Source organism: Haladaptatus sp. DYSN1, assembly GCF_029489995.1.
GTDB lineage: Archaea > Halobacteriota > Halobacteria > Halobacteriales > Halococcaceae > QDMS2.
The window spans coordinates 1806374-1829688 of the sequence record NZ_CP120470.1; the positions used below are offsets into that span (position 1 = coordinate 1806374).

Annotated in this window: 21 protein-coding genes; 6 read left to right on the forward strand and 15 right to left on the reverse strand. The window is 62.7% G+C overall.

The window, feature by feature from the left end:
• From P0648_RS09680 to P0648_RS09690, 3 genes are all read right to left on the reverse strand, one after another.
• The gene (locus tag P0648_RS09680) at positions 1-1575 is read right to left on the reverse strand and encodes a succinic semialdehyde dehydrogenase (protein WP_277503786.1); all 1575 of its coding nucleotides are present in this window, start codon (positions 1573-1575) and stop codon (positions 1-3) included.
• Positions 1576-1632: 57 nt separating this feature from the next.
• A complete protein-coding gene (locus tag P0648_RS09685) occupies positions 1633-1983 on the reverse strand; it encodes a hypothetical protein (RefSeq protein ID WP_276247456.1) in 351 nt (116 codons plus the stop codon).
• A 145-nt stretch (positions 1984-2128) separates the two neighbouring features.
• Positions 2129-2956 carry a M48 family metallopeptidase gene (locus P0648_RS09690; RefSeq protein ID WP_277503788.1) on the reverse strand — a complete coding sequence of 276 codons (828 nt, stop codon included), beginning with the start codon at positions 2954-2956 and terminating at the stop codon, positions 2129-2131.
• Between the two features lie 129 nt (positions 2957-3085).
• On the opposite strand from P0648_RS09690, the gene P0648_RS09695 reads away from it, so the two are divergent.
• Positions 3086-4123, forward strand: coding sequence for a sodium:calcium antiporter (locus tag P0648_RS09695; RefSeq protein WP_277503789.1), 1038 nt, complete (start codon positions 3086-3088; stop codon positions 4121-4123).
• 119 nt (positions 4124-4242) lie between these two features.
• Here P0648_RS09695 and acnA read toward each other — a convergent pair whose 3' ends face one another.
• On the reverse strand, positions 4243-7020 hold the full coding sequence (acnA, locus tag P0648_RS09700) for an aconitate hydratase AcnA (RefSeq protein ID WP_277503790.1): 2778 nt from the start codon (positions 7018-7020) through the stop codon (positions 4243-4245).
• A gap of 112 nt (positions 7021-7132) precedes the next feature.
• Between acnA and P0648_RS09705 the strand changes: the two genes are divergently transcribed.
• From P0648_RS09705 to P0648_RS09715, 3 genes are read left to right on the forward strand one after another with little or no spacing between them, the layout of a single operon-like run.
• On the forward strand, positions 7133-8206 hold the full coding sequence (locus tag P0648_RS09705; protein ID WP_276247452.1) for an NADH:flavin oxidoreductase/NADH oxidase: 1074 nt from the start codon (positions 7133-7135) through the stop codon (positions 8204-8206).
• A 39-nt stretch (positions 8207-8245) separates the two neighbouring features.
• Positions 8246-8728 carry a DUF4112 domain-containing protein gene (locus tag P0648_RS09710; protein WP_277503792.1) on the forward strand — a complete coding sequence of 161 codons (483 nt, stop codon included), beginning with the start codon at positions 8246-8248 and terminating at the stop codon, positions 8726-8728.
• Between the two features lie 43 nt (positions 8729-8771).
• Positions 8772-9146: a VOC family protein gene (locus P0648_RS09715; RefSeq protein ID WP_276247450.1), complete on the forward strand. Its 375-nt coding sequence runs from the start codon at positions 8772-8774 to the stop codon at positions 9144-9146.
• A gap of 15 nt (positions 9147-9161) precedes the next feature.
• On the opposite strand, the gene P0648_RS09720 is transcribed toward P0648_RS09715, so the two are convergent.
• Together P0648_RS09720 and P0648_RS09725 are read right to left on the reverse strand one after the other, a co-directional pair.
• Positions 9162-9446, reverse strand: coding sequence for a DUF3006 domain-containing protein (locus P0648_RS09720; protein ID WP_276247449.1), 285 nt, complete (start codon positions 9444-9446; stop codon positions 9162-9164).
• Positions 9446-10831, reverse strand: a complete 1386-nt coding sequence (locus P0648_RS09725; RefSeq protein ID WP_276247448.1) for a lamin tail domain-containing protein — start codon at positions 10829-10831, stop codon at positions 9446-9448. Before P0648_RS09725 ends, P0648_RS09720 begins: the two co-directional genes overlap by 1 nt.
• 124 nt (positions 10832-10955) lie before the next feature.
• Here P0648_RS09725 and P0648_RS09730 point away from each other — a divergent pair, with 124 nt between their 5' ends.
• The gene (locus P0648_RS09730) at positions 10956-12281 is read left to right on the forward strand and encodes a glycerate kinase (RefSeq protein WP_277503793.1); all 1326 of its coding nucleotides are present in this window, start codon (positions 10956-10958) and stop codon (positions 12279-12281) included.
• Here P0648_RS09730 and P0648_RS09735 read toward each other — a convergent pair.
• The 9 genes from P0648_RS09735 to P0648_RS09775 all read right to left on the reverse strand — a co-directional run bounded on the left by P0648_RS09735 (position 12278) and on the right by P0648_RS09775 (position 22024).
• Positions 12278-13639, reverse strand: a complete 1362-nt coding sequence (locus P0648_RS09735) for a GntP family permease (RefSeq protein WP_277503794.1) — start codon at positions 13637-13639, stop codon at positions 12278-12280. The two genes, P0648_RS09730 and P0648_RS09735, sit on opposite strands and share 4 nt — an antisense overlap.
• Positions 13640-13727: 88 nt before the next feature.
• Positions 13728-14108, reverse strand: a complete 381-nt coding sequence (locus P0648_RS09740; protein ID WP_276247445.1) for a hypothetical protein — start codon at positions 14106-14108, stop codon at positions 13728-13730.
• Between the two features lie 36 nt (positions 14109-14144).
• A complete protein-coding gene (locus tag P0648_RS09745) occupies positions 14145-16031 on the reverse strand; it encodes an ABC transporter ATP-binding protein (protein ID WP_276274993.1) in 1887 nt (628 codons plus the stop codon).
• A gap of 159 nt (positions 16032-16190) precedes the next feature.
• The gene (locus P0648_RS09750; protein ID WP_277503796.1) at positions 16191-18185 is read right to left on the reverse strand and encodes a TRAP transporter permease; all 1995 of its coding nucleotides are present in this window, start codon (positions 18183-18185) and stop codon (positions 16191-16193) included.
• Positions 18182-18676, reverse strand: a complete 495-nt coding sequence (locus P0648_RS09755) for a DUF1850 domain-containing protein (RefSeq protein ID WP_276247443.1) — start codon at positions 18674-18676, stop codon at positions 18182-18184. Before P0648_RS09755 ends, P0648_RS09750 begins: the two co-directional genes overlap by 4 nt.
• Positions 18677-18685: 9 nt before the next feature.
• Complete coding sequence (locus P0648_RS09760; RefSeq protein ID WP_276247442.1) at positions 18686-19684, reverse strand: TAXI family TRAP transporter solute-binding subunit; 999 nt, start codon at positions 19682-19684, stop codon at positions 18686-18688.
• 302 nt (positions 19685-19986) lie between these two features.
• Entirely contained in the window at positions 19987-20805 is an 819-nt protein-coding gene (locus tag P0648_RS09765) for a fumarylacetoacetate hydrolase family protein (protein ID WP_277503797.1), read from the reverse strand.
• The gene (locus P0648_RS09770) at positions 20806-21153 is read right to left on the reverse strand and encodes a cupin domain-containing protein (protein ID WP_276274920.1); all 348 of its coding nucleotides are present in this window, start codon (positions 21151-21153) and stop codon (positions 20806-20808) included.
• Positions 21154-21232: 79 nt separating this feature from the next.
• Positions 21233-22024, reverse strand: coding sequence for an SDR family oxidoreductase (locus tag P0648_RS09775; protein WP_276274919.1), 792 nt, complete (start codon positions 22022-22024; stop codon positions 21233-21235).
• A 126-nt stretch (positions 22025-22150) separates the two neighbouring features.
• Here P0648_RS09775 and P0648_RS09780 point away from each other — a divergent pair, with 126 nt between their 5' ends.
• Complete coding sequence (locus P0648_RS09780) at positions 22151-23314, forward strand: acyl-CoA dehydrogenase family protein (protein ID WP_276247438.1); 1164 nt, start codon at positions 22151-22153, stop codon at positions 23312-23314.
• Position 23315: the final 1 nt, after the last annotated feature.

The window sequence follows — 23315 nt, forward strand, 5'->3', positions numbered from 1 at the left end:
TCACCGCAGTCCCGGAATTCGGCGCATGACCTTCAGAATCGCGCTCATCCCCTTCGCGTAGAGACGCATCGGAATCGGCCGCGGTGGGGCGATTGGGTGGATGCGCTGTTCTGCGACCGTCTGGGTCTGGGTGTACTTCAAGAATCCTTCCTCGCCGTGCCGTCGGCCGAGTCCCGACTGTTTCATCCCACCCATCGGCGCGTCTACAGACCCCCACGCCGCGGTGTAGGGGTCGTTCAGATTCACGGTTCCGCACTCGATTTGCCGGGCGACGTCGCGGCCCCGCTCTGTGTCTTCCGTCCAGATAGCCGCGTTCAGGCCGTACTCGGAGTCGTTCGCGAGTTCGTTGGCTTCCTGGTCCCGGCGGAACGACCGGAGCGTCACGACCGGCCCGAATGTCTCCTCGCGGGCGACTTTCATGTCGTCGGTGACGCCTTCGAGGATGGTTGGTTCGAAGAAGTACGGCCCGAGGTCGGGGCGGTGTCGGCCGCCCGTGAGCACCTTCGCGCCCTTCTCGACGGCGTCGTCCACGTGGTCCTGGACCTTCTGCAATTGTTCCTCGCCCATCAACGACCCCACCTCGGCGTCGTGGTCGTAACTCGCCGCGAGCTGGAGGCTGCGCGTCCGGTTGACCAGTTTGTCGCGGAACTCCTCGTAGACGCCCGACTGGACGTAGAGGCGCTCGAAGGCGATGCAGAGTTGGCCGGCGTTGGTGAAACAGCCGCGAATCGCGCCGTCGACGGCCCACTGCAGGTCCGCGTCGTCGAAGACGACCATCGGGTTCTTGCCGCCGAGTTCGAGTGACGAGGAGACGAGATTCTGCCCCGCCCGTTTTGCCACTTTCCGGCCCGTCTCGGTGCTCCCGGTGAACTGGACGAAGTTCACGTCGTCGATGAGTGCGGGCCCGAGTTTCGACCCCGAACCCGTCACCACCTGAAAGACATTCGGCGGGATGCCTGCCTCTCGGAGCAGTTTGACGGCGAGCAGTGCGGTGTACGGTGTCTCCTCTGCCGGCTTGAGCACGACCGAATTCCCCGCGAGCAGTGCAGGAATTGCATCGGAGACGGCGAGCGTCAGGGGATAGTTCCACGGTGAGATGATGCCCACGACGCCGACCGGGTGGCGATACTGGTGCGTTTTCGTCAAGAGGGGCAAGCCACCCTTTCGCTCCTCGTCTTTGAGATACCCTTCGGCGCGGTGGGCGTAGTGGCGGGCGGTGTTCGCCACGTCGAGGACTTCCTCGAAGGCGTGGCGACGAGCCTTACCACTCTCCAGTTGCATCACGTCGAGCAGTTCTTCTTGCCGGTCGAGCACCATGTCGTGGTAACGGGTGAACACGGCAGCACGCTCTGTCGGGTCACGGTCGGCCCACTCACGCTGGGCTTTCCGAGCGCGAGAGATGGCCAGTTCCACGTCGTCTGCCGTGCAGTCGGGGACCGACCCGACGTCCTCGCCGGAGTAGGGCGACAACACCGGGCGTTGCGCACGGTCGTCGGCCGCGACCGTGACCGTCTTCACGAGGTCGTCCAGGTGCTCCCGGTCGGTTCGCGGGGGCCAGATTGTCGAAGCAGTCACTACCGCTCACTACTCGGTCAGGGTGGAAAAACGTTAGCGCGGAGACAGGCAGCGAGTTTATACTTTTCCGACCGGTTCAATCTCAATCTGTTCGTTTGCTGTATAGGTTATTCGCAGCTCCCGAAAATCAAATGCGACTTCGTTCTGCCCCTTCTTCTCGGTATCGACGACGACGTAGACATATACGTCTGGTACATAATCTGGATGGGAGATTGCGTTATTGATCCTATGTTCTGTACCTGAGTTTACCGATGCTTTGCCCCCGTAATAGTCAGTGCCTCCCGTTTCATCTTCACCTTGTGTGGTTACCCTGATTGCAAATGTGTGTGAAATGTCGTGATTGTTTACTATCACAATAGAGGCAGCGTCTTGATTAAATGGGAGTGAACAGCCTGCGAGTCCAGCCATACATCCAGCACTCAATAAGTTGAGAGCAGTCCGACGCGAATATTCCATAACCAAAATAAGTGTGAGCCAGATATATTTTTTCTGTATTTTATAGATCTGAAATTTATATCAGAAAGCGAGGAAACACGATTAAGCCGAGGGTGACTCAGTTCCGCTGGCGAAGCCGGTTGATGCGCTTCTCGATTGGCGGATGCGTGGCGAACAGCGAGGCGAACAGGCCCTTCTGGACGCCGAAGATGCACATCGCGCTCACGCTGTCGTCGATGTTCGTCTCTTCTACCTGCTGGTTTACGTGGCCGAGTTTCGCGAGCGCGCTGGCGAGTGCCTCCGGGTTGCCAGTGTAGTAGGCGGCGTCCTCGTCTGCGGCGTACTCGCGGACCCGCGAGATGACGAGCACGAATATCATGACCAGCATGTTGGCGATGACGCTCGCAATCCACGCGAGAATCCAGCCGAAGATGCCGTCTGCGACCTGGCGCACCATGAAGTAGACGCCCCAGCCGATGAGCATCGCGACGGACTGGCCGAGCACCATCGTCACCACGTCGCGGTTCATGATGTGCGCGAGTTCGTGGGCGATGACGCCTTCTAACTCGTCGTCGTCGAGAAGCTGCATGAGTTCCGTGCTGATGACGACCGTGCCGCTGCCCTTGCGCCCGACGGCGAAGGCGTTCGGCGACCCCATCTGCGCATACATGAGCCGTGGCTTCGGGATGCCCATGTCCTCGCTCAGGCGCTCGGTCGTGCGGTGGATGTCCGCAAAGCGGTCTTCTGGCAAGTCCTCCGCGCCGACGCTGCGAACCGCGAGCCACTTGCCGAGTTTGTACTGCCCGGCGACGAGCAGCAGGCTCAGCACGGCGACGAGAGCGATAGATCCCGTCATGCTCCACGCAATTGTGGCAATCACCATGTAGAAGGCGAACAGGATTGCCCCTGCAACCGCCATCCGTACTTTGAGGCCGAAATGTCTCATTTGGCGAAGTATCTCTCTTGAACTACTTATGTATTTCATCTGGCTGTCGAATTGTGCCGACTGGATTGTCCCTCGAATCGGCAGACACATCGGTGGTTTCTTTCTGTCAGCGTTGAATACCCAAATCGAATGGTCTTCGACTTCGTGCCCGCCGATGCGCCGGGTATCGCAGCCATCGTAATCCTGGCAGGGACCGTCGCCACCTTGTTCGGCAGTCAATGGCTCGAAGAATCAGCCGAGCAGCTGTCTGCGTACTACGGGCTTCCTGCCGTCGTGCAAGGCTCCGTCGTCGTCGCCGTCGGTTCGAGTTTTCCGGAACTCGCCAGCGTGGTCTTTACTGCGCTCTCTGGGGTGTTCGATATGGGGGTGGGAGCAATCGTTGGGTCGGCTATTTTCAACATCCTCGTCATCCCGGCCGTCTCGAACATCCTGTCCGACCAGGACCTCGAGGCCGGTCGCGCGATCGTCTACAAAGAGGCGCTGTTTTACATGGTTGCCGTGGCCGTGTTCGTGTTGACACTGGCGCTCGCCGTCATCTACGAACCGGTTCCAGCCGCCGGTGCGTTGGTCGGAGAACTCACACGGCTTCTCGCCCTGATTCCACTGTTGCTGTATGGGTTGTATCTGTTCATCCAGTGGCAAGATGTTTCAGATTTCGACCCCGGCGTCGAACCCGAGCAAATCGCCGTCGGCCACGAATGGCGACGATTACTCCTCGGCCTCGTGGTCATCCTCATCGCCGTCGAGTTGCTCGTCAGCGGTATCGAATCGGCAGGTGAGACGTTCGGCGTCCCCGACTTCCTCGCAGGCGTGACCATCCTCGCGGCGGCAACGAGTCTGCCAGACCTGCTCGTGAGTGTTCGCTCAGCGCGGGCCGGACGAGGCGTAACCAGCCTCGGAAACGTGTTCGGGTCGAACACGTTCGACCTCCTCGTCGCCATCCCCATTGGGGTGCTTATCGTAGGCAGTGTCAGCATCGACTTCGCGGTCGCGATACCGATGCTTGCCGTTTTAACCGTCGTAACCGTGGTGCTGTTTACCCTTCTGCGAACGAATCTTTCGCTGTCTAGCCCCGAAGCGTACGTCCTCCTCATCCTGTATATACTGTTCTTCGGGTGGGTCTTTGCAGAAACCGTTGGACTCACACAACTACTCAGTAGCTCTTGATACGGGCTGAAGAGCGCATACGAGCACCCGCAAAATACATCTACAAAAAAGCACGACGGCCGCGGTGGCTTCCGTGCGGGACTCCTCGCCGGTTAAAACGAGGGATGCCCCTGTTCGTTTCAGTTGTTCTGCAACAGTCGGCGGAGCACGAGGTGCAGGATGCCGCCGTTTTCGACGTACTTCACGGCCGCAGGCGTCCCAACCTGTGCCGTCACTGGGAACTCGACGGTCGAACCGTCAGCACGTTCGGCGACGACAGTGAGTTCGTCCTTCACCGAGAGGCCGTCGTCCAGACCCTTGATGTGGAAGTGCTCGTCCCCGTCTAAGCCGAGGCTGTCCCAGCCGTCGCCCGCCTGGAACTGGAGCGGGAGGACGCCCATGCCGACGAGGTTGTCGCGGTAGATGCGCTCGTAGCTCTCTGCGATTGTCGCGCGAATGCCGAGGAGATCTGTCCCCTTCGCGGCCCAGTCACGCGAGGACCCGGTCCCGAATTCGACGCCGGCCATGACGATGAGCGGCGTGTCCTCGTCGCGGTAGCGGCCACTCGCGTCGAAGACGGTGGTCTCGTCGTTCGTCGGGAAGTGGATGGTGTAGCCGCCCTCCACGTCGTCTAACATCTCGTTTCGGATGCGGACGTTCGCGAACGTCCCGCGCATCATGACTTCGTGGTTGCCCCGACGAGAGCCGTAGGTGTTGAAGTCCACGGGTTCGACGCCCTGGTCGAGCAGCCACCGGCCGGCCGGCTGATTCGAACTGAACGGCCCGGCGGGGCTGATGTGGTCTGTCGTCACCGTGTCGCCGAGGAGCATCAGACAGCGGGCGTCCGCGATGTCGGAGACGCCGGGTTTCTCGAGCGGAAAGTCCTTGAAGAACGGCGGTTCGCGGATGTACGTCGAGGTTGGGTCCCACTCGTAGACGTCGCCCGTAGGGGCTTCGAGCGCCTCCCAGCGTTCGTCGCCCTCGAACACGTCCGCATACTTCTCCTTGAACATCTCCGGAGCGACGCTCTGCTGGATGGTGGACTGAATCTCGTCGACGCCGGGCCAGAGGTCCGCGAGGTACACTGGCTCGCCCTCGTCGTCCGTGCCGAGTGGTTCCTTCTCTAAGTTGATGTCCATCCGCCCGGCGAGGCCGTAGGCGACGACGAGCGGTGGGCTGGCGAGGTAATTCGCGCGCACCTTCGGGTGGATGCGGGCTTCGAAGTTGCGGTTCCCTGAAAGCACCGACGTGGTCCACAGGTCGTGGGCGTCGATGGCGTCCTCGATTGGTTCGGGGAGCGGCCCGGCGTTCCCGATACAGGTCGTACAACCGTAACCGACAACGTTGTAGCCGAGTTCTTCCAGATACGGCATCAGGCCGGAGGCTTCGAGGTACGCGGTCACGACGCGGCTGCCGGGTGCGAGACTCGTCTTCACGAACGACGGCACTTCGAGGCCGCGCTCGACTGCGTTCTTCGCGAGCAGGGCGGCGGCAATCATCACTGACGGATTCGAGGTGTTCGTACAGCTCGTAATCGCGCTCACGACGACCGAGCCGTGGCCGATTTCGGTCTCCGTGCCGTCGGGCATCGTGACGGGAATCTTCTTCGAGAGTTCGCCGACCTCGGGCACGTCAGGTTTCCGGCGTGGGTCGTCGTCGTGGCCGCCCTCGCCGAGCCAGCGGGCTAGTTGCTCCTCGTCGAGTTCGTGGAGTTCGTCCTCGAACTCGCCGTGGACGAGCTTCCGGAAGTGACGCTTCATGTCGGGCATGTCGACGCGGTCCTGGGGGCGCTTTGGCCCGGCGAGGCTCGGCGTAATCTCGGAGAGGTCGATTTCGACGACTTCCGTATATTCCGGTTCCTGCTCCCCGTAGAGGCCCTGCGCTTGCAGGTACTCCTTGACGAGTTCGATGTGTTCCGGGTCGCGGCCGGTCAGTTCGAGGTAGTCGAGCGTCGCGTCGTCCACCGGGAAGACGCTGATAGTGGACCCCTGCTCCGGAGCCATGTTGGAGATGGTCGCGCGATCTGCGACGGTCAGGTTACCGACGCCGGGCCCGAAGAACTCGACGAACCGGTCGACCACGCCGACCTCGCGGAGGTCTTCGGTGACGTGGAGCACGAGGTCGGTCGCCGTCGCACCCTCGGGGAGCGCGCCCGTGAGGCGAACGCCGACGACTTCGGGGAGTTTCATCGTAATCGGTTGGCCGAGCATCGCGGCTTCGGCCTCGATGCCGCCAACACCCCAGCCGACGACGCCGATGCCGCCGATCATCGGCGTGTGGCTGTCGGTTCCGACGAGGGTGTCAGGGAGGATCCAGTTTTCGCCGTCCGTCTCGCGGTCGTGGACGACCTGGCCGAGGTACTCTAAGTTCACCTGGTGGACGATGCCGGTTCCCGGCGGCACCACGCGGAAACTGTCGAACGCCTGCTGGGCCCACTTCAGGGCGCGATAGCGTTCCTTGTTGCGTTCGTACTCGAGTTCCACGTTCTGCTCGTAGGCGTCCTCCGAACCGTAGAAGTCCACCTGCACGGAGTGGTCGATGACGAGGTCACAGGGGACGCTCGGTTCGACGAGTTTCGGGTCCTTGCCCTTGCGCTCGACCGCAGAGCGGAGCGCGGCGAGGTCCACGACTGCGGGGACGCCGGTCAGGTCCTGGAGGACGACGCGCGAGGGCGTAAACGGTACTTCCACGTCGGGCACGTCGGGAGCCCACGAGGCGGCGTTGCGCACGTCTTCCTCGGTAATCAGCTCGCCGTCTACGTTGCGAAGGACAGATTCGAGGAGGATGCGGATGCTGACTGGGAGGCGAGACGGCTCACAGATACCCTCGTCTTCGAGGACTGTGAGGTCCGCCATTTTGTAGGTGGTACCATCGTGTTCGAATTCGCGAATGGCACCGAATGGGTTCGGTCCGTCCATGTGAATTGGTACAGACCCACGCGTATTGAAAGGTGTCGTTGTGGCGGATTTGACCCGCGGCAAGTCCCTCCACCATACGCACGAATTTAAGGGAAAGTGGCCTACCCCCGGTATGACACACCTCTTCGACCCGCTCACCATCCGCGAAACCACCGCGCGCAACAGAATCATGGTCTCGCCGATGTGCCAGTACTCCTGTGATACCGACGGGCTGGCGACCGATTGGCACGAGGTCCACCTCGGCAGTCGCGCCGTCGGCGGTGCGGGCATCGTCATGGCCGAGGCGACGGCCGTCTCGCCCGCCGGGCGCATCTCCCCGAACGACCTCGGTCTCTGGAGTCAGGAGCACGCTGACGCACTCGCCCCGATTGCTGACTTTATCGCCGAACAGGGGTCAGTTCCGGCCATCCAACTCGCCCACGCGGGGCGCAAGGCGAGCAACGCCCGCCCCTTCGATGGCGGTCACGGACTCTCGCCCGACGAAGGCGGCTGGGAGACGCTCGCGCCGAGCGGCCCCTACCCGAAAGACGACGCCCCCCAGACCCGCGAGATGACTGCCGAAGATATCGAGGACGTGAAAGCCGAGTTCGTCCGGTCTGCGGAACTCGCCCGCGACGCCGGGTTCGACATCGCCGAGGTGCACTCCGCTCACGGCTACCTCCTCCATTCGTTCCTCTCGCCCGCGAGCAACGACCGCGAGGACGAATACGGCGGCAGTTTCGAGAATCGCACGCGCCTCACCCGCGAAGTAACTCGCGCCGTCCGCGAGGTGTGGCCCGAGGACAAACCCGTATTCGTGCGTATCTCCGCGACCGACTGGTTGCCAGACCGCGAGTCGTGGACGGTCGAGGACTCGGTGAAACTCGCCCCACTGCTCGCCGCAGACGGTGCAGATCTCATCGACGTGAGCGCGGGTGGCCTCCACCCCGACCAGCAACTACCCCACAGCGGCCCCAACTATCAGGTCCCGTACGCAGAGCAGGTTGGGGAGGCGACCGACACACTCGTCGGCGCAGTCGGCGGTATCAAGGACGCGCGACAGGCAGACGCCCTCATCCGAAACGGTCGTGCCGACCTCGCCATTGTCGGGCGCGAACACCTCCGTGACCCGTACTTTGCCCTCCACGCCGCAGAAGAACTCGGCGAGGAGGCTGAGTGGCCGGTTCAGTACCGCCGGGCGGTGTGAGCAACAACACAGAAAACCCCGGCGCGCGTGGACTCGAGTGTGAGAAAAACGCCCGCGGAGCAGACCGAGGACACGCTCGATAATCTGCGCTCGCTGAGCACGCTGCTCGACAACTCGATTCGCGTCCCCGGGACGAACTACCGCATCGGCCTCGACCCGCTGGTCGGAATGCTACCGGTCGTCGGTGACCTGCCGACGACGGCGCTCTCCGTCTACATCGTCTTCGAGGCCGCCTCTATCGGCGTTCCACGACCGACCCTGTACCGAATGGTGTTCAACCTCGTCGTCGACGCCACCGTCGGGTCGATACCCATCATCGGCGATCTGTTCGACGCCGTGTGGAAAGCAAACGCCCGGAACGTCGCGCTCCTCGAAGCGCGCCATCAGGACGCCTCGGGGGCCGTCGCCGACGAACGATTCCTCCTGCTCGCGAGCGCGGGTCTGTTGCTCGTTCTCGTGGTCGTCGCCTTCGCGGTGGTCGCGCTCGTGTCGTTGCTCGTGACCCGGCTTGGCCTCCTCTGAAGTCTGCGAGACGTTATTCTCCGTCCGGGCCTATTCCCTAGGGATGATGCAAACCGGAGATGCCATCACCTGGTTCGAGATTCCGGTTCGAGATTTAAACCGGGCGGTAACGTTTTACACGACGATACTCGGTATCGACTTGCAAGTGACGAACCTGATGGGCGTCCCCCACGCCCTGTTTCCCGTCACCGAAACCGGGGTGAGCGGGGCACTCACCCAGCGTAGAGACGTGAAACCGGCAGAGCACGGGACTCGCGTCTACCTCCGCGTCGACGGCGACATCAACAACGCGCTCTCGAAGGTCGAACACGCGGGGGGTCGCGTCCTCACGCCGAAGACGTCGCTCGGCGAGGAGGGGTTCTACGGCGTGATTCGGGATTCAGAGGGGAACGCGATTGGCCTCCACTCGCCTCGATAGTCGAAAATTCGGGCCTCAGGGCTGTTCTGTTTCTGGCGGGCGCTTCGCCAATCGGTCGAAGCGGCTCTGGGCATCTTCCATGCGTTCTGCCGTCTCCTCACGGTCTGCATCCACCGAGCGGAGTTTCCCGCCTTCGAGGGTGACGTGGACGACGAGATTTGGCTCGCGCATGTCGAACGGCAGTTTCGTCTCGTGGACGACGAGTTCGTCTACGTCCTTGCCGCCTTCCTCGATGAGCAAGACTGCATGGTTGTCCTCGATTCGGTCGATGACCGCCGTGTACGCCCCGTCTGTGACCATCAGTAGGTTACCTCCACCACGACTCCTCCTTCGGCGTCAGTGACAGTAACCGTATCGCCGTCGTTGTTCCAGACCGGACTACCAGCGCCCCAGTAGCGTTCGGTCGCCGAGTCGGTTCCGGAACCAGTGTACAACGTCACTGTCGCGCCAGGAGCGAGCGTCAGGTCCTCGAAAGTGTACGTCTTTCCGGCCTCGTCGCGGACGGTCCATTCGGACAGGTCGAGTGCTTCCTCACCCGTGTTTTCGAACACGACGTACTCGTCGTTCAGGTTGTCGCCGTCCGGCCCCTCGGCGTCCTCGTGAACCTCCTTGACGACGAAGGAGACGCCGCCGTCGGGCGTCGGCTCGGCCGTCGTGGGCGTCTCGCCGACGGGACTGGTCGCCTCGCCGCGGACGACCAATCGAGGCTCGACCGGCGCGTCGAGGTCCGGGGACGCAGGCGCGGCATTCCGCAGGTCGGCGGCGTCCGTCGGCGCGGCGCGTTGCGTCTTGAGAGTCACTGCCGTCCCGTTGCTCACAGCAACCACGTCACCGTGCGTGCCCGTCCAGAACGTCGGGATGTTGCGGGTGGCGAACGCGTCTAACACCTCTCGGTGGGGGTGGCCGTAGCGCGAGTCGAAATCACTGGAGATGACCGCGACGGCCGGTGAGGCCTCGTCCAGCAGTTCGGGGCTGTTGCTCGTCGAACTGCCGTGGTGACCGGCTTTGAACACGGTCACGTCGAGGTCGTACTTTTCGACGAGATAGTCCTCTGCCTCGTGCTCTGCGTCGCCGGTGAACAGGAAGCGGTTCTCGCCGTGGGTGGCGAGGAGGACGATACTGTTCTCGTTTCGATTCTCGTCTGCGAGGTAGTTCTCGGGAGGACTCAACACGGAGATGTCCACCCCTTCCATCGGAATCGTGTCTCCGGCTTGCGTTCGGAACAGCGTCACGTCGTACTCCTCTACGGCGTCCAGATACCGGGTGTACGTCGCCGTGTCGGCGACGATACCGGGGTCGTACACCGCGCCGACGCCGTCGGCTTCGGTCTCGAAGTATTCGATGACGGCGGCGTTCCCGCCGACGTGGTCTGCGTCCGCGTGCGTGGTGACGAGTGCGTCCAGTCTGGTGATGCCCTGCGATTGCAAGTAGGCGATGACGTGCTCACCGTCGTCCTTGAAGTCGCCCGTGTCGATGAGGACTGTCTCGCCCCCTGGACCGACGAGCAGCGTGCTATCTCCCTGTCCGACGTTGATGTAGTGAACCGAGAACGTGCCGTTGGCCGTCGTGACCGTCGTCGTCTCTGCGGTCGGTGTCGTGCCGTCTGGGCTGCCGCTGATGCCCCCGAGACACCCCGCGAAGACGACGAGCACCAGCAATCCCGCCGCGACTGGAGCGCGTGCCATCGCGCTGTGTAGGCGTTCCGGCCACATTACCCTTCTCGCTTGATTTCGAAATCTGCGGGCAAAGAAACGCACTTGGGACTGGGGTGAAAACGTGTGACAATCATGCAACTGAAGGAACTCACCGATGTTCACTGACCGAGAAATTCACGCGACGACCCCGGCCCGGACGGTCGCGCTCGACTCCCTCGAAGCGGGCATCGAGGCGGCCCACCCCCGCCGCGTCATCGCCGACGCCGTCTCGCTCGACGGCGACACCCTCACCGTCGCGAACGTCACCTACGACCTCACGGCGTTCGACGACGTAGTCGTCCTCGGAGGCGGGAACGCAGCCGCACACGTCGCCGCGGCCCTGGAAACCGCCCTCGGGAACCGGCTCTCCGGCGGCGTCGTGGTCACCGACGACCCGGCCGAAACTGACCGCGTGACCGTCCACCGCGGCGACCACCCGGTCCCGAGCGAGCGCGGCGTGGAAGGAGCCACCGCGGTGATGGTGGCCGCAGAACGCGCCGACGAACGCACCCTCGTCCTCGCCGTCATCACGGGCGGGGCGAGCGCCCTCCTGCCCGCACCGGTCGATGCAATCTCACTCGACGACCTTCAGGCCACGACCAACGCGCTGCTCGAATCGGGGGCGACCATCCACGAGATCAACGCCGTGAGAAAACACCTCTCTGCGCTCAAAGGCGGACAACTCGCCCGTCTCGCCGCCCCCGCGACGGTCGTCGGCCTCGTCCTTTCTGACGTCGTCGGCAACGACCTCTCGGTCATCGGCAGCGGCCCGACCGTGCCCGACGATTCGACGTACGAGGACGCACTGTCGGTGCTCTCACAGTACGACGTGCCCGTCCCGAACGCGGTATCGGCACACCTCGAACGCGGCGCGTCGGGTGACTTACAGGAGACGCCCCGGGCGGACGACCCGATTTTCGACCGGGTGACCACCCACATCCTCGCGGACAATTTCACGGCGCTCGACGCTGCCCGTGAGGTCGCGAAAGAACAGGGGTACGACCCGCTCGTCCTCTCGTCGAGCGTCCGCGGTGAGGCCCGCGAGGCGGCGAAGTCTCACGTCGCCGTGGCCGAGGAAGTACTCGCGACGGGGAATCCACTGGACGCCCCGTGCGTTCTCCTTGCGGGTGGCGAGTGCACCGTCACGGTTCGCGGTGACGGCGAGGGTGGCCCGAGCCAGGAGTTCTGTGTGAGCGCGGCGCTCGAACTCCGAGACGAGCGAATCACCGTCGCGGCGGTCGATTCAGACGGCATCGACGGGGCCACCGACGTGGCCGGCGCACTCGTCGATACGGAGACGTTCGACGACCGCACCGCTGCCAGCACGGCCCTGCGGGAAAATGACGTCTATCCCCTGCTCGCGGCGGCAGGTGCCCACCTGCACACCGGCGCGACGGGGACGAACGTAAACGACCTGCGAATCGTCGTCGTGGACGCCTAGAGCACCACGGCGACGACGTTTCTGAGCACGAGAATCCAGAGGATACTGGTCACCCCGAGCATGAGCGTCGCGAGCGTCCACGCCTGGTACGCCGTGGCCGTCTTCATGTCGGTGAACTCCTTGATTATCCAGAAGTAGGAGTCGTTCGCGTGGCTGACGGTCATGCTTCCCGCGCCGATGGCGAGCACGGCGAACACGCGACCCCACGTCGAGGCGAGGCCGAGCTCGGGAAGCAGTGGCGCGATGAGACCCGCCGTCGTGACGATGGAAACTGTCGAAGAGCCGAGCGCAGACTTGAGCGCGGCGGCGATGATGAACGCGGCGATGAGACCGATACCGAGGCCGCCGAACGTATCACCGATGAAGCCCTTGAGCGGGAGCGCCTTGAGAACCGTCCCGAAGGCTCCGCCAGCGCCGGTCACGGCGAGGATGACGGCGGCGCTCTCGATGCCGTCACTGACCCAGTCGCTCGTGACTTCAGCGGAGTAGTCCGGAACGGTGGTGAATCCGACGAACGCACCGATGAGCAGCGCGACGGCAGGGTCGCCAAGGAACAGCAAGACGGACTGAACTGTGCCGGTGAAAATTGCTGGGTTTTCGACCTCCGGGTACGCCGCGATGCTCCCGAGTGTAATCAGGAGAATTGGGACGAGCAGCGGCGCGAACGAGGCCGCTTTCGAGGGGAGGCGGCCGTACTCGGCCTTGATGTCCTCGATGGTCATGTCCGGGTTCGGGTCGATGTGGTACCTCGCGGCGACCGTAGACGCCCACTTCGCTGCGACGAGCGTCACCGGGACGGAGACGAGGATACCGGCGAGCATCACGAGGCCGATGTCTGCACCGAGAATCCCGGCGGCTGCGATGGGACCGGGCGTTGGCGGCACGAAAACGTGTGTCGCGTAGAGACCGCCAGCGAGGGCAACCCCGAGCGTGGCGAGCGAAAGCTTCGACCGCTCTGCGAGCGACCGGTTCAGCGACGAGAGGATGATGAACCCGGAGTCACAGAAGACGGGGATGCTGACCACACTGCCCGTGATGGCCATCACCGTCGTCGTGTGTTCTTCACCGATGATGTCGAGAATCGTCTCGGCGATGACGATGGCTGCACCCGTGCGTTCTAAGACGATGCCGATTATCGTCCCCGCGAGGATGACGACACCGATGTAGGCGAGCACACCGCCGAATCCTTCGGTGACGAGCGAGGCCACTTCTTTGGGGTCGAGTCCGGCCGCCAACCCGGTTCCGTAGGCGGCGATGAGCAATGCGAGAAATGCGTGGAGATTCAACTTGGCCGTCGCCAGGATGATGAAGGCGACGGCGCCAAGGAGTAACAGTACGAGCGGGAGTCCTTCTAGCATACACCAGACGGTTCGTGACGTCCCGTAAATAAATTACAAATTCAGAAAAAACAGTAAATATTGCGACGATTGGTTAGAAATATACCATTTAGAACGTCGTTTTTCGACCATCCGCAAATTCGGCGATTCGCGCTTTCGCCTCTCTGACCGAGTAGGAGTCCGCGAGCAGGCCGTCTAGGATTTCGCGGTGGACGCGGAGTTCCGCCGTCACCTCGTCGTTGTATCGGGCCATCTCGTCGAGTTGGGCGGCGACAGTGAGCGACTCGTCTGCCACTTCCTCGTGGTCTACGGCGTCTGCCGCTTCGAGGCGTTCACCCAGTTCGGTGAGCGTGGCGTCCTGCTCGGTGCGGATGGCCTCCAGTTCGTCGAGGATGGCCGCGAGGTGCTCGATGCGGTCGGTGAGCACGAGCGCGAGGTGTTCGACGTCGCCCGGTTCGATGGCGGACACGCGTCGCAGGAATTCGTCCATGTGCATTCAGGGAGGCGGGCGCACAAAAGGGCGTGGTCAGTAGTCCCAGCTCGTGTCGGCCTCTGCGAACTCAGTCTCTGCAATCTCTGCCCGCCGTCGAATGGCGCGTTCGATGAATTCGGGGGGCAGGTCGTCGATTTCGCCGGCCTGCACCCGCCAGAGGTTCGCGTACAGGTCGTCGTTGTCGATGAGTTCTGCGTGCGTGCCGCGTTCGACCACGCGCCCGTCGTCGAGGACGATGATTTCGTCGGCCTGCCGAATCGTCGAGAGGCGATGGGCGATGGCGAACGTGGTCTTCTCCGCGGCAAGCCGGTTCAGACTGCGCTGGATGAGTGCCTCCGTCTCGGTGTCGACGTGACTCGTCGCCTCGTCCAGGATGAGAATGGGCGGATCCTTGAGAATCGTCCGCGCGATGGCGATGCGCTGGCGCTGGCCGCCCGAGAGTTTCACGCCGCGCTCGCCGACCATCGTGTCGTAGCCGTCGGGAAGGTTCACGATGAACTCGTGGGCTTCCGCGCGCTTTGCGGCGTCCCGAATCTCTGCGTCCGTCGCGTCGAAGGTGCCGTAGGCGATGTTCTCCTTTACGGTTCCATAGAACAGGAAGGGGTCCTGACTGACGTAGCCGACCGCTCGACGGAGGCTCTGGGTGCTCACGTCGCGGATGTCCGTTCCGTCTATGCGGATGGCTCCCTCGGCCACGTCGTACATCCGGACGAGGAGTTTGAGCAGCGTCGATTTGCCCGCGCCGGTTGGCCCGACGACGCCGAGTAGGCGGCCACGAGCGTTCGTGAGCGATACGTCGTGTAACACGAGTTCGTCAGCCTTCGCGTAGCCAAAGGACACGTCGTCGTATTCGACGGTTCCCGCCGTGACCTCGAGGGCTGGCGCGTCGGAAGATTCCATGTGTCGGGCCGTCTCACCCATCAGGCCGAAGATGCGGGCGCTGCTCGCCTTCGCGCGCTGGTACATATTGATGATTTGCCCGAACTGCGCCATCGGCCAGATGAACTGCTGGGTGTACACCATGAACGTCACGAACTGGCCAGCCGTGAGCGTCCCCGGAAGCCCGGCCGGTGCGCCGTTCAGCACCCAGAAACCGCCGACGGCGAAGGTGAGCGCGAATCCGAGGCCGGTGATGACCCCGAGGCCGGGGAAAAAGACGATGCGCGTCGTGATGGCGTCCCAGTTCGTATCGAAGTAGTGCTGTGACGCACCTTCGACGCGTTCGACTTCGTAGGACTCTGCGTTCTCGGTCTTGATGACCTGAATCCCGCCGATGTTGTTTTCGAGTCGGCTGTTGAGTGCCCCGACGCTCGCCCGGACGGCGGCGTACTTCGGCTGGATGCGCTTTACGAACAGGTAGGTGAACACGGCGAGAAGGGGAACGGGAACGAGCGCGATGAGCGCGAGCGGCCAGTTGATGGCGAACATGATGACGCCGATGCCGAGAACCATCACGCCGATGCGCAGGGCGGAGCTAATTCCCTCGTTCAGGAACGTCTCCAGTTGGTTCACGTCGTTGTTGAGGATGGAGAGCATCTCACCGGTCTGCTTCTCGTCGAAAAAGCCCATGTCGAGCAGTTGCATCGTATCGTAGGTGTCCACGCGCAGGGCGTGTTGGACGTGCTGGGCGAAGTTGTTCCAGCCCCAGTTAGCGAGCCACTGGAAGACGGCCCCGACGACGGTGGCCACCGCGATGACGGCGATGGAGAACCAGAGCAGCCCTGTGGGGGTCCCCGGCACCCACGCCTGGGGGACGAACGGCAGGGCGTACTGGCGCTGGCTTAGAAACACGGTGTCGATGGCGAGGCCGAGGACGAACGGCGAGATGAGGCCGACGCTCCGCGAGGTAAGCGTCCCGAGCACCCCGAGAATTGCCTGTGGCACCTGCGCTCTGCCGTACTCTGCGTACAGCCGCCACATCGGGTTCGACTGTACCTGTGTGCGCAGTCGGGCGACTCGGGTGTCTGAAGCCGGCGTCTGGTCCGTCACTTACCTTTCCTAGAGGTACGGAAACGTTATCCCCTTGCCGACGGCGCAGTCCGTCGCCGTGGCTGTTCGAGAGAAAAGAAGCGTCGCAGTTTAGTCCGCGCCAGCGACTGCCTTCGATTTTGGCGGGTCGTTCAGCACGTACTGTTTGAGGAGCACGCCCGCGATAATCGCGAAGCCGACGACGTCAGTCGTCAGACCCGGCGCGATGAGGACGACGGCCCCGAGGACGAGCGCGACGCGTTCGACGTAGTTTGCCGGCATGTAGAGGTAGCCCTGCGTCCCGGCCGAAAGTGCGAGGACGCCCACGATGGCGGTCGTTGCGCCGATTGCGATTTCGGTCGTGGCCCCGATGAGCAGGAGTTGCGGCCCGAAGACGAACATGTAGGGCACGAGGAATCCTGCGGCTGCGAGATTGAGCGCCGTAAACCCGGTCTTCCACGGGTCGGACTCCGCAATCCCGCTCGCGGTGAAGACGGCGAGCATGATTGGCGGCGTGATGGCGCTGATGATGCCGAAGTAGAAGATGAACATGTGAGCCGCGAGCAGTTCGACGCCCATCGCCGTGAGGGCGGGTGCGCCGAGTGCTGCGAGGACGACGTACGCCGCCGTCGTCGGAAGCCCCATCCCGAGAATGATGGAGGTGAGCATCGTCAAGATGAGCGCGATGATAAGCACCCCGCCGGAGAGGCTCGTGATGAGCGTGCTGAATTTGAGGCCCAGCCCGGTCAGCGTGACCATGCCCACCACGAGGCCGGCGGTGGCACAGGCCGCCGCCACGGTGATGGTCATGCGCATCCCGCGTTCGAGCGCGGCGACGATGGTGTCGAGTGCGCTCCGGACGATGCGGCCGGCCGTCGCGGTGTCGCCATCTACGAGCGCGCCGACGATTTCCTTCACCCGAGCGGGCGGAATCGCGACCACCATCGTCAGCATGATGGCGTAGAACGCCGCCTTCATCGCGGAGTTCCCCTGGACGAGCATGTAGACCAGCAAGATGAGCGGCAGCAGGTAGTGTGCGCCTGTCATGAGGAGTTTGCGCGGGTTCGGCAGGTCCGACGCCGGTACGCCTTCGAGTCCCTGGCGCTTCGCGCGGAAGTGGACTGCTGCACCGATAGAGAGGAAGTAGAGCAGCGCAGGAATCGACGCCGCGGCGATGATGGTGACGTAGGAGATGCCGGTCCACGAGGACATGATGAACGCGCCCGCGCCCATCACCGGAGGCATGATTTGCCCACCGCTGGACGCCGCAGATTCGACGGCGGCGGCGTAACGTGATTTGAATCCAGTGCGCTTCATGAGCGGGATGGTGAACGCGCCAGTCGTGGCGGTGTTGGCGACGGCGCTGCCGTTTAGGCTGGCGAGAAAGCCACTGGCCATCACGGAGGTTTTCGCCGGGCCGCCGGTCGTGCGGCCGGTCGCGCCGTAGGCGAGGTCGATGAACCAGTCACCGATGCCCGTCACTTCGAGGAACGCCCCGAGGATGATGAACACGACGACGAACGTCGCGGAGACACCCAGTGGGATTCCAAAAATGCCCTCGGTCGTGAGGTAGGTGTGGGAGATGATGCGCTCGATGGAGTAGCCCCGGTGGATGATTGGCTGGGGCATGAATCGCCCGTAGTACGCGTAGACGAGGAACGACCCGGCGATGATTGGCAGGGCGCGTCCGGTCGCCCGGCGCGTGATTTCGAGGACGACGAGGATGGTGATGGCTCCGAACACGAGGTCCGCTATCACGGGGTTGCCCGACCGATCTGCGAGCGTGCCAAACTCGATGGCGTAGGCGATATAGAGCACCGACGGCACCGAGACGATGAGGAGCAACCAGTCGTACCACGGCACGCCGTCGGTATCCTTCTCGCGGCCCGGGAACAACAGGAATGCGAGGATGGTGACGAACGCGAGGTGGAGCGGCCGGTTGATGAACGCGCCGGGCGTCCCGAACCCGGCGGTGTAGATGTGGTATACGCCCGCAAGGACGGCAACCGCCATCGCGAGATAGCGGGCGAACCCGGTGACGTCTCTGGCCTTTTTCGTTTCCGCTTCGGTCTGTTCTTCGGGTGCTGATTCAGGTGTGTCTGTCATAACGTGGCTTTGGCTTTGAGATAGGCATATTCGAGATACGAAACGCGCTTCGGAGAGAGTTCGACGGTGTCCCACCGGTCTGCGTAGGCGGTGAGTGGTTTCTCTTGGTCACCGATAACTAGCGATTGGTTGGTGTACGTCGCGACGCGCAGGACAAAGGAGTCGAACTCCCGTTCCATGTGGAGGACGGTGAAGTTCCCCACTCGTTCTTGGTCGCGTTCGGTGTACTCGAGACCGATTGCATAAAACTGGAACTCCTCTCTAATCTGGACGAGTTTCCCGTCTCTGATGACGTACACCTCACGAATCGGTGTTTTATCGAACGAGTGGATGTAGTGGAGGGCGATTTCTTGCCCCGGTTCGACCCGCTCTACTCCCACCGTCTCGTCAGTTCGCGCGTCTTGAATGTGAAGCACAGTCACACTCGTCGTTGCGCCCGCACCCACGAGCAGGCTGCAGGCCACGAGGACGAAGGCGAGACGAGTGCGCATGTGTGGTCCTCAGAGTCCGGCTTCGTCGAAGTACTTCACAGAGCCGGGGTGCAGTTCGATTGGCGCGGCGCGAGCCGTGCTCTCGAACTGGTTTGCCGCCGGGTGGACGTCAGCGAGCGAATCGAGGTGCTCGAAGACCGCCTTCGTGAGTTTGTACACGAAGTCCTCGCTCATGCCGCTGCGGACGATCATCGTGTTCGTGACGCCGGGAACCTGCACTTCCTCGTCTACACCCTGATAGGTGCCCGCTGGAATCGTGCCCTTCGAGTAGTAGTCGTACTCGGAGGTAATCTGGTTTAGGTCCTCCTCTGGGAACGTCACGAAGGCGATGTCACGCTGACTCGCGAGGTTCTGAATCGAGGAGGCAGGATAGGCGACCGACCAGAAGCCGGCGTCGACCTGTCCGTCCTGAATCGCCGTCGCCGTCTCGGAAAAGGAGAGACGCTGGGCGTCAATGTCGTCGTAGGTGAGGTCGTACCAGTTCAGCAGTTCCTTCGCGATGACCTCCGTCCCGGAGCCGGGTGCACCCACGGAGATGGACTTGCCCTCCATGTCCGGGATGGTCTCGATGCCCGAGCCCTGCGTCGTGATGACCTGCGTGCTGTTCTGGTAGGCACCGAACGCCGCCTTCAGGTCGAGCGCTTCGTCGAAGTCGCCCTCGCCGTTGACCGCGAGCAAGACGGCGTTGCCGAGGGCGAGCGCCATCGTCATCTCCTCGTCAGCGACGAGACGACAGTTCTCGACGGAGGCCCCTGTGGACTCCGCCGTGGCCTCGACGTTCTCTAAGTTCTTGTTCATGATGTCTGCCATCCCGCCGCCCAGCGGGTAGTAGACACCGCCCGTGCCACCGGTGCCGATGGTGACGAACTGCGTTCCGTCGCCGCCTTCGTCACCGCTTCCGCCGGGGCCGCCCGAACAGCCGGCTATTGCGGCCGCTGCAGCCACGCCTGCGGTCGATTTCAGAAAACGACGGCGGTCGATACCGTGTTTGGAATTACCACGAACCATATCCGAGAACCCTGATAGATAATAATAAATGCACCGAATCTCTTGGTATATAATGATTCTTGTTATGTGATGCACTCTCACGATGGAGGGGGTCTGGCTGCCAATTTCAGCCCCGAACTCTGAAATTTAAATATTGCCTCGAAATTCTGAACTAATATCGGTTGATAGCCACGTATCGCGTTACAATCGAGCCGAATCCAATTCCACATGTGTAAATTAAAAACCAAAATGACCGAACAATAGCTTGCCGGCAGTTCCGGTTCCAGCAAAAACCCCCGAGACCGCCACTCGTCGGCCTTTGCCTACCGCACCTCGCTTTCGAGCACGCCGACCGGGTCTACCTCTGCCCGGACGCTGTCACCGGGTTCGATGACGCCTGCACCGGGCGTGCCCGTGCTAATAACGTCGCCCGGTTCGAACGTCATGACCTGCGAGTGGAAGGAGACGAGTTCCGGCGGCTCGAACAACATTCCTTCGAGCGTGTTCTCGGCGATAACCTCGTCGTTTACGACGGTGCGAACGGCCACGGAGTCCAATAATTCGGTCGGTGAGTCGGGGACCGCAATCCACGGTCCGGCCACGAGGAACGTGTCGAAGCTTTTCGCCCGCGTGAGAAATCGCGGGTTCTTCTCCAAGACATCTTCCGCGGTCATGTCGATGATGGGGACGAATCCGGCGACGACGTCGTCGAACTCGTCTTCGTCGACGTGCGAGAAGGTGCGACCCATAACGACGCCAAGCTCGGCTTCGGCGGTCACGCGATTCGTAATCTCGGGGTCGGGGAGGCGAATCGGGCCACCGGGTCCGGTCGCCGTGCTCGGCGGCTTGACGAAACTTGCGGGTTCCTCCGGGCGCACCTCGTGGAGGTCTGCGGCATGGTCTGCGTAGTTGAGGCCGATTCCCCAGAGCTTTTTCACCGGCGCGAGCGGCAGGCCAAAGGTGATGTCTTCGGCGGGGATGCGGGCCGCCCGCGCGTCACCGGGTGCGGGGAGGCCTTCGGGCGCGCGTTGGAGCGCATCGCCCATGGTTTGAAGCGACGAGTCCGCCGCCGCAAGCGGGACGAACCCCTCGTCGTCGCCGAGCAGTACCGTGCCGTCGGCGCTGCGTGCGAGATACCGCATCTATTCCTCCCGGTCCGTCCAGAAGTCGAAGCCACGGCCCGGCGCGAACACGTCGAGGCCGATGGCCAGTTCGTCCCCCGTGTTCTCGACGCGGTGGGACTCCCACGCGTCCAGCCAGACGGAGTCGTACTGACTGAGAGTGACCTCGTCGTCGTCGGTGTAGATAGAGAGTTCGCCCTTGAGCACGAGACAGACCTGTTCGTTCTCGTGGTCGTGCATGGGCGAGGAGTGGCCCGGTGGCTTCTCGAACCACTCGAAGGTGAACTTCTCGCTGCCCGCCAGCGATACCCGTCGCCACCCGTCCTCCGGTTCGTACGTTTCTGCTTCGTCGAAATCGACTGGTTCCATGGGCATTTGTCACGAGGCACAGACATTAGTGTAGCGATACCCTGTACCACACTCCGCAAAAAATCGAAGGACGGGACTCTTAGAGGTTCGAGTTGCCGAGGCCGCCGTCGATTGGAAGCGCCGTCCCGTTGATGTACCCCGAGAGCGGCGAGGAGAGGTAGGCGACGGTGTCGCCGAGTTCCATTGGCTTGCCGATACGCGTGAGCGGGTTCGATTCACCGCGTGCCGCGAGTCCCTCCTCGTAAGAATCGTATTCGCCGCGGTCTACGCCCTGCTCGATGAGTTCGCGGATGCGTCGAGTCTCGTGTGGCCCCGGCAGGACGGCGTTCACGCGCACGTCGGGGGCGAGTTCGGTCGAGAGCGTCTTCTCCAAGCCGATAACGCTCATGCGCACCGAATTCGAGAGCACGAGCGACGGAATCGCCTCTTTCACGCTTCGGGAGGTGATGTTCACGATGGTGCCGCCGTCGCCCGCCGCGAGGGGGTCTGCGGCCTCACGAACGAGGCGGACGACGCTCATCACGAGCAGGTCGAAGGCGTCGTACCAATCCTCGTCGGTGGTCTCGAGGAACGGTCCGGACGGTGGACCGCCCGCGGACGTGACGAGGTGGTCGAGGCCGCCGAATTCGTCCACGGTCGTCTGGACGAGATTCTCGATGTCGTCAGGTTCCGTGAGGTCTGCTGTGACGCCGACGACCTCGCCGGTTGCGACTTCGCGTACCTCTTCGACCGCTTCGTCGAGTGATTCCTGTGAGCGCCCGTTCATGACGACGTTCGCCCCTTCGCGTGCGAGTGCTTTCGCGGATGCCTTGCCGAGCCCGCTGCTCGATGCCGTGACGAGGGCCGAGTTGCCCGAAATCTGTAGGTCCATGTGTGACAAACCCTCCCCCTCGCACTTAGGTATTGAGAAAGCGACGATTAACGAGACGGCTGAATTTGCCGAGAAATTCCCATCGAAATAGTTTAACGCAGAATTTCCGATTGGTCTAGTACGACTATGTTAGATTTCGTCTCACTCGAAGCAGACCTCTCATCAGAGGAGCGGATGGTCAGAGACACCGCCCGCAAATTCGTCGACGAGCAGGTCAAACCGGACATCGGCGAACACTACATCAACGGGACGTTCCCGACGGAACTCATCTCGGAACTGGGGGAACTGGGCTTTTTCGCGCCGAACCTGGAGGGGTACGGGCTTCCGGGCATCAGCGAGACGGCCTACGGCCTCCTGATGCAGGAACTCGAAGCCGGTGACTCCGGGCTTCGCTCGATGGCCAGCGTCCAGGGCGCGCTCGTCATGTATCCCATCCACGCGTACGGGAGCGACGAGCAGAAAGAGAAGTGGCTGCCCGACATGGGCACGGGCGAAGCCATCGGCTGTTTCGGCCTCACCGAACCACAGCACGGTTCGAACCCGACGGCGATGGAGACCTACGCCGAGAAAGACGGTGACGAGTACGTCCTGAACGGCGCGAAAACCTGGATTACGAACTCGCCTATCGCAGACGTGGCCGTTGTCTGGGCACGTGACCGCTCGGCCGAGGATACACCGGTTCGCGGCTTCCTCGTCGAGACCGACCGCGACGGCGTCTCCACGAACAAAATCGACGAGAAACTCTCGCTTCGGGCTTCCATTACGGGCGAAATTGGCCTGAGCGACGTGCGCATCCCCGAAGACAACGTCCTTCCTGGCGTCGAAGGCATGAAGGGCCCACTCTCCTGTCTCACGCAGGCGCGCTACGGCATCGCCTGGGGCGCAATCGGCGCGGCCCGTGACTGTTTCGAAACGGCTCGCCAGTACGCCATCGACCGCGACCAGTTCGGCGGTCCCATCGCCCGCTTCCAGCTCCAACAGGAGAAACTCGCGGAGATGGCCACCCAGATTACGACGGCCCAACTGCTCGCCTTCCGCCTCGCAGAACTCAAAGAGCGCGGCGACCTGCGACCACAACACGTCTCGATGGCCAAGCGCAACAACGTCCGCATGGCGCGTGACCAGTCGCGTATCGCCCGCGAGATGCTCGGTGGCAATGGCATCACCGCCGACTACTCGCCGATGCGCCACATGGCCAACATGGAGACGGTGTACACCTACGAGGGCACCCACGACATCCACACCCTCATCCTGGGTCACGATCTGACTGGCATCCCGGCCTACGAGTAAT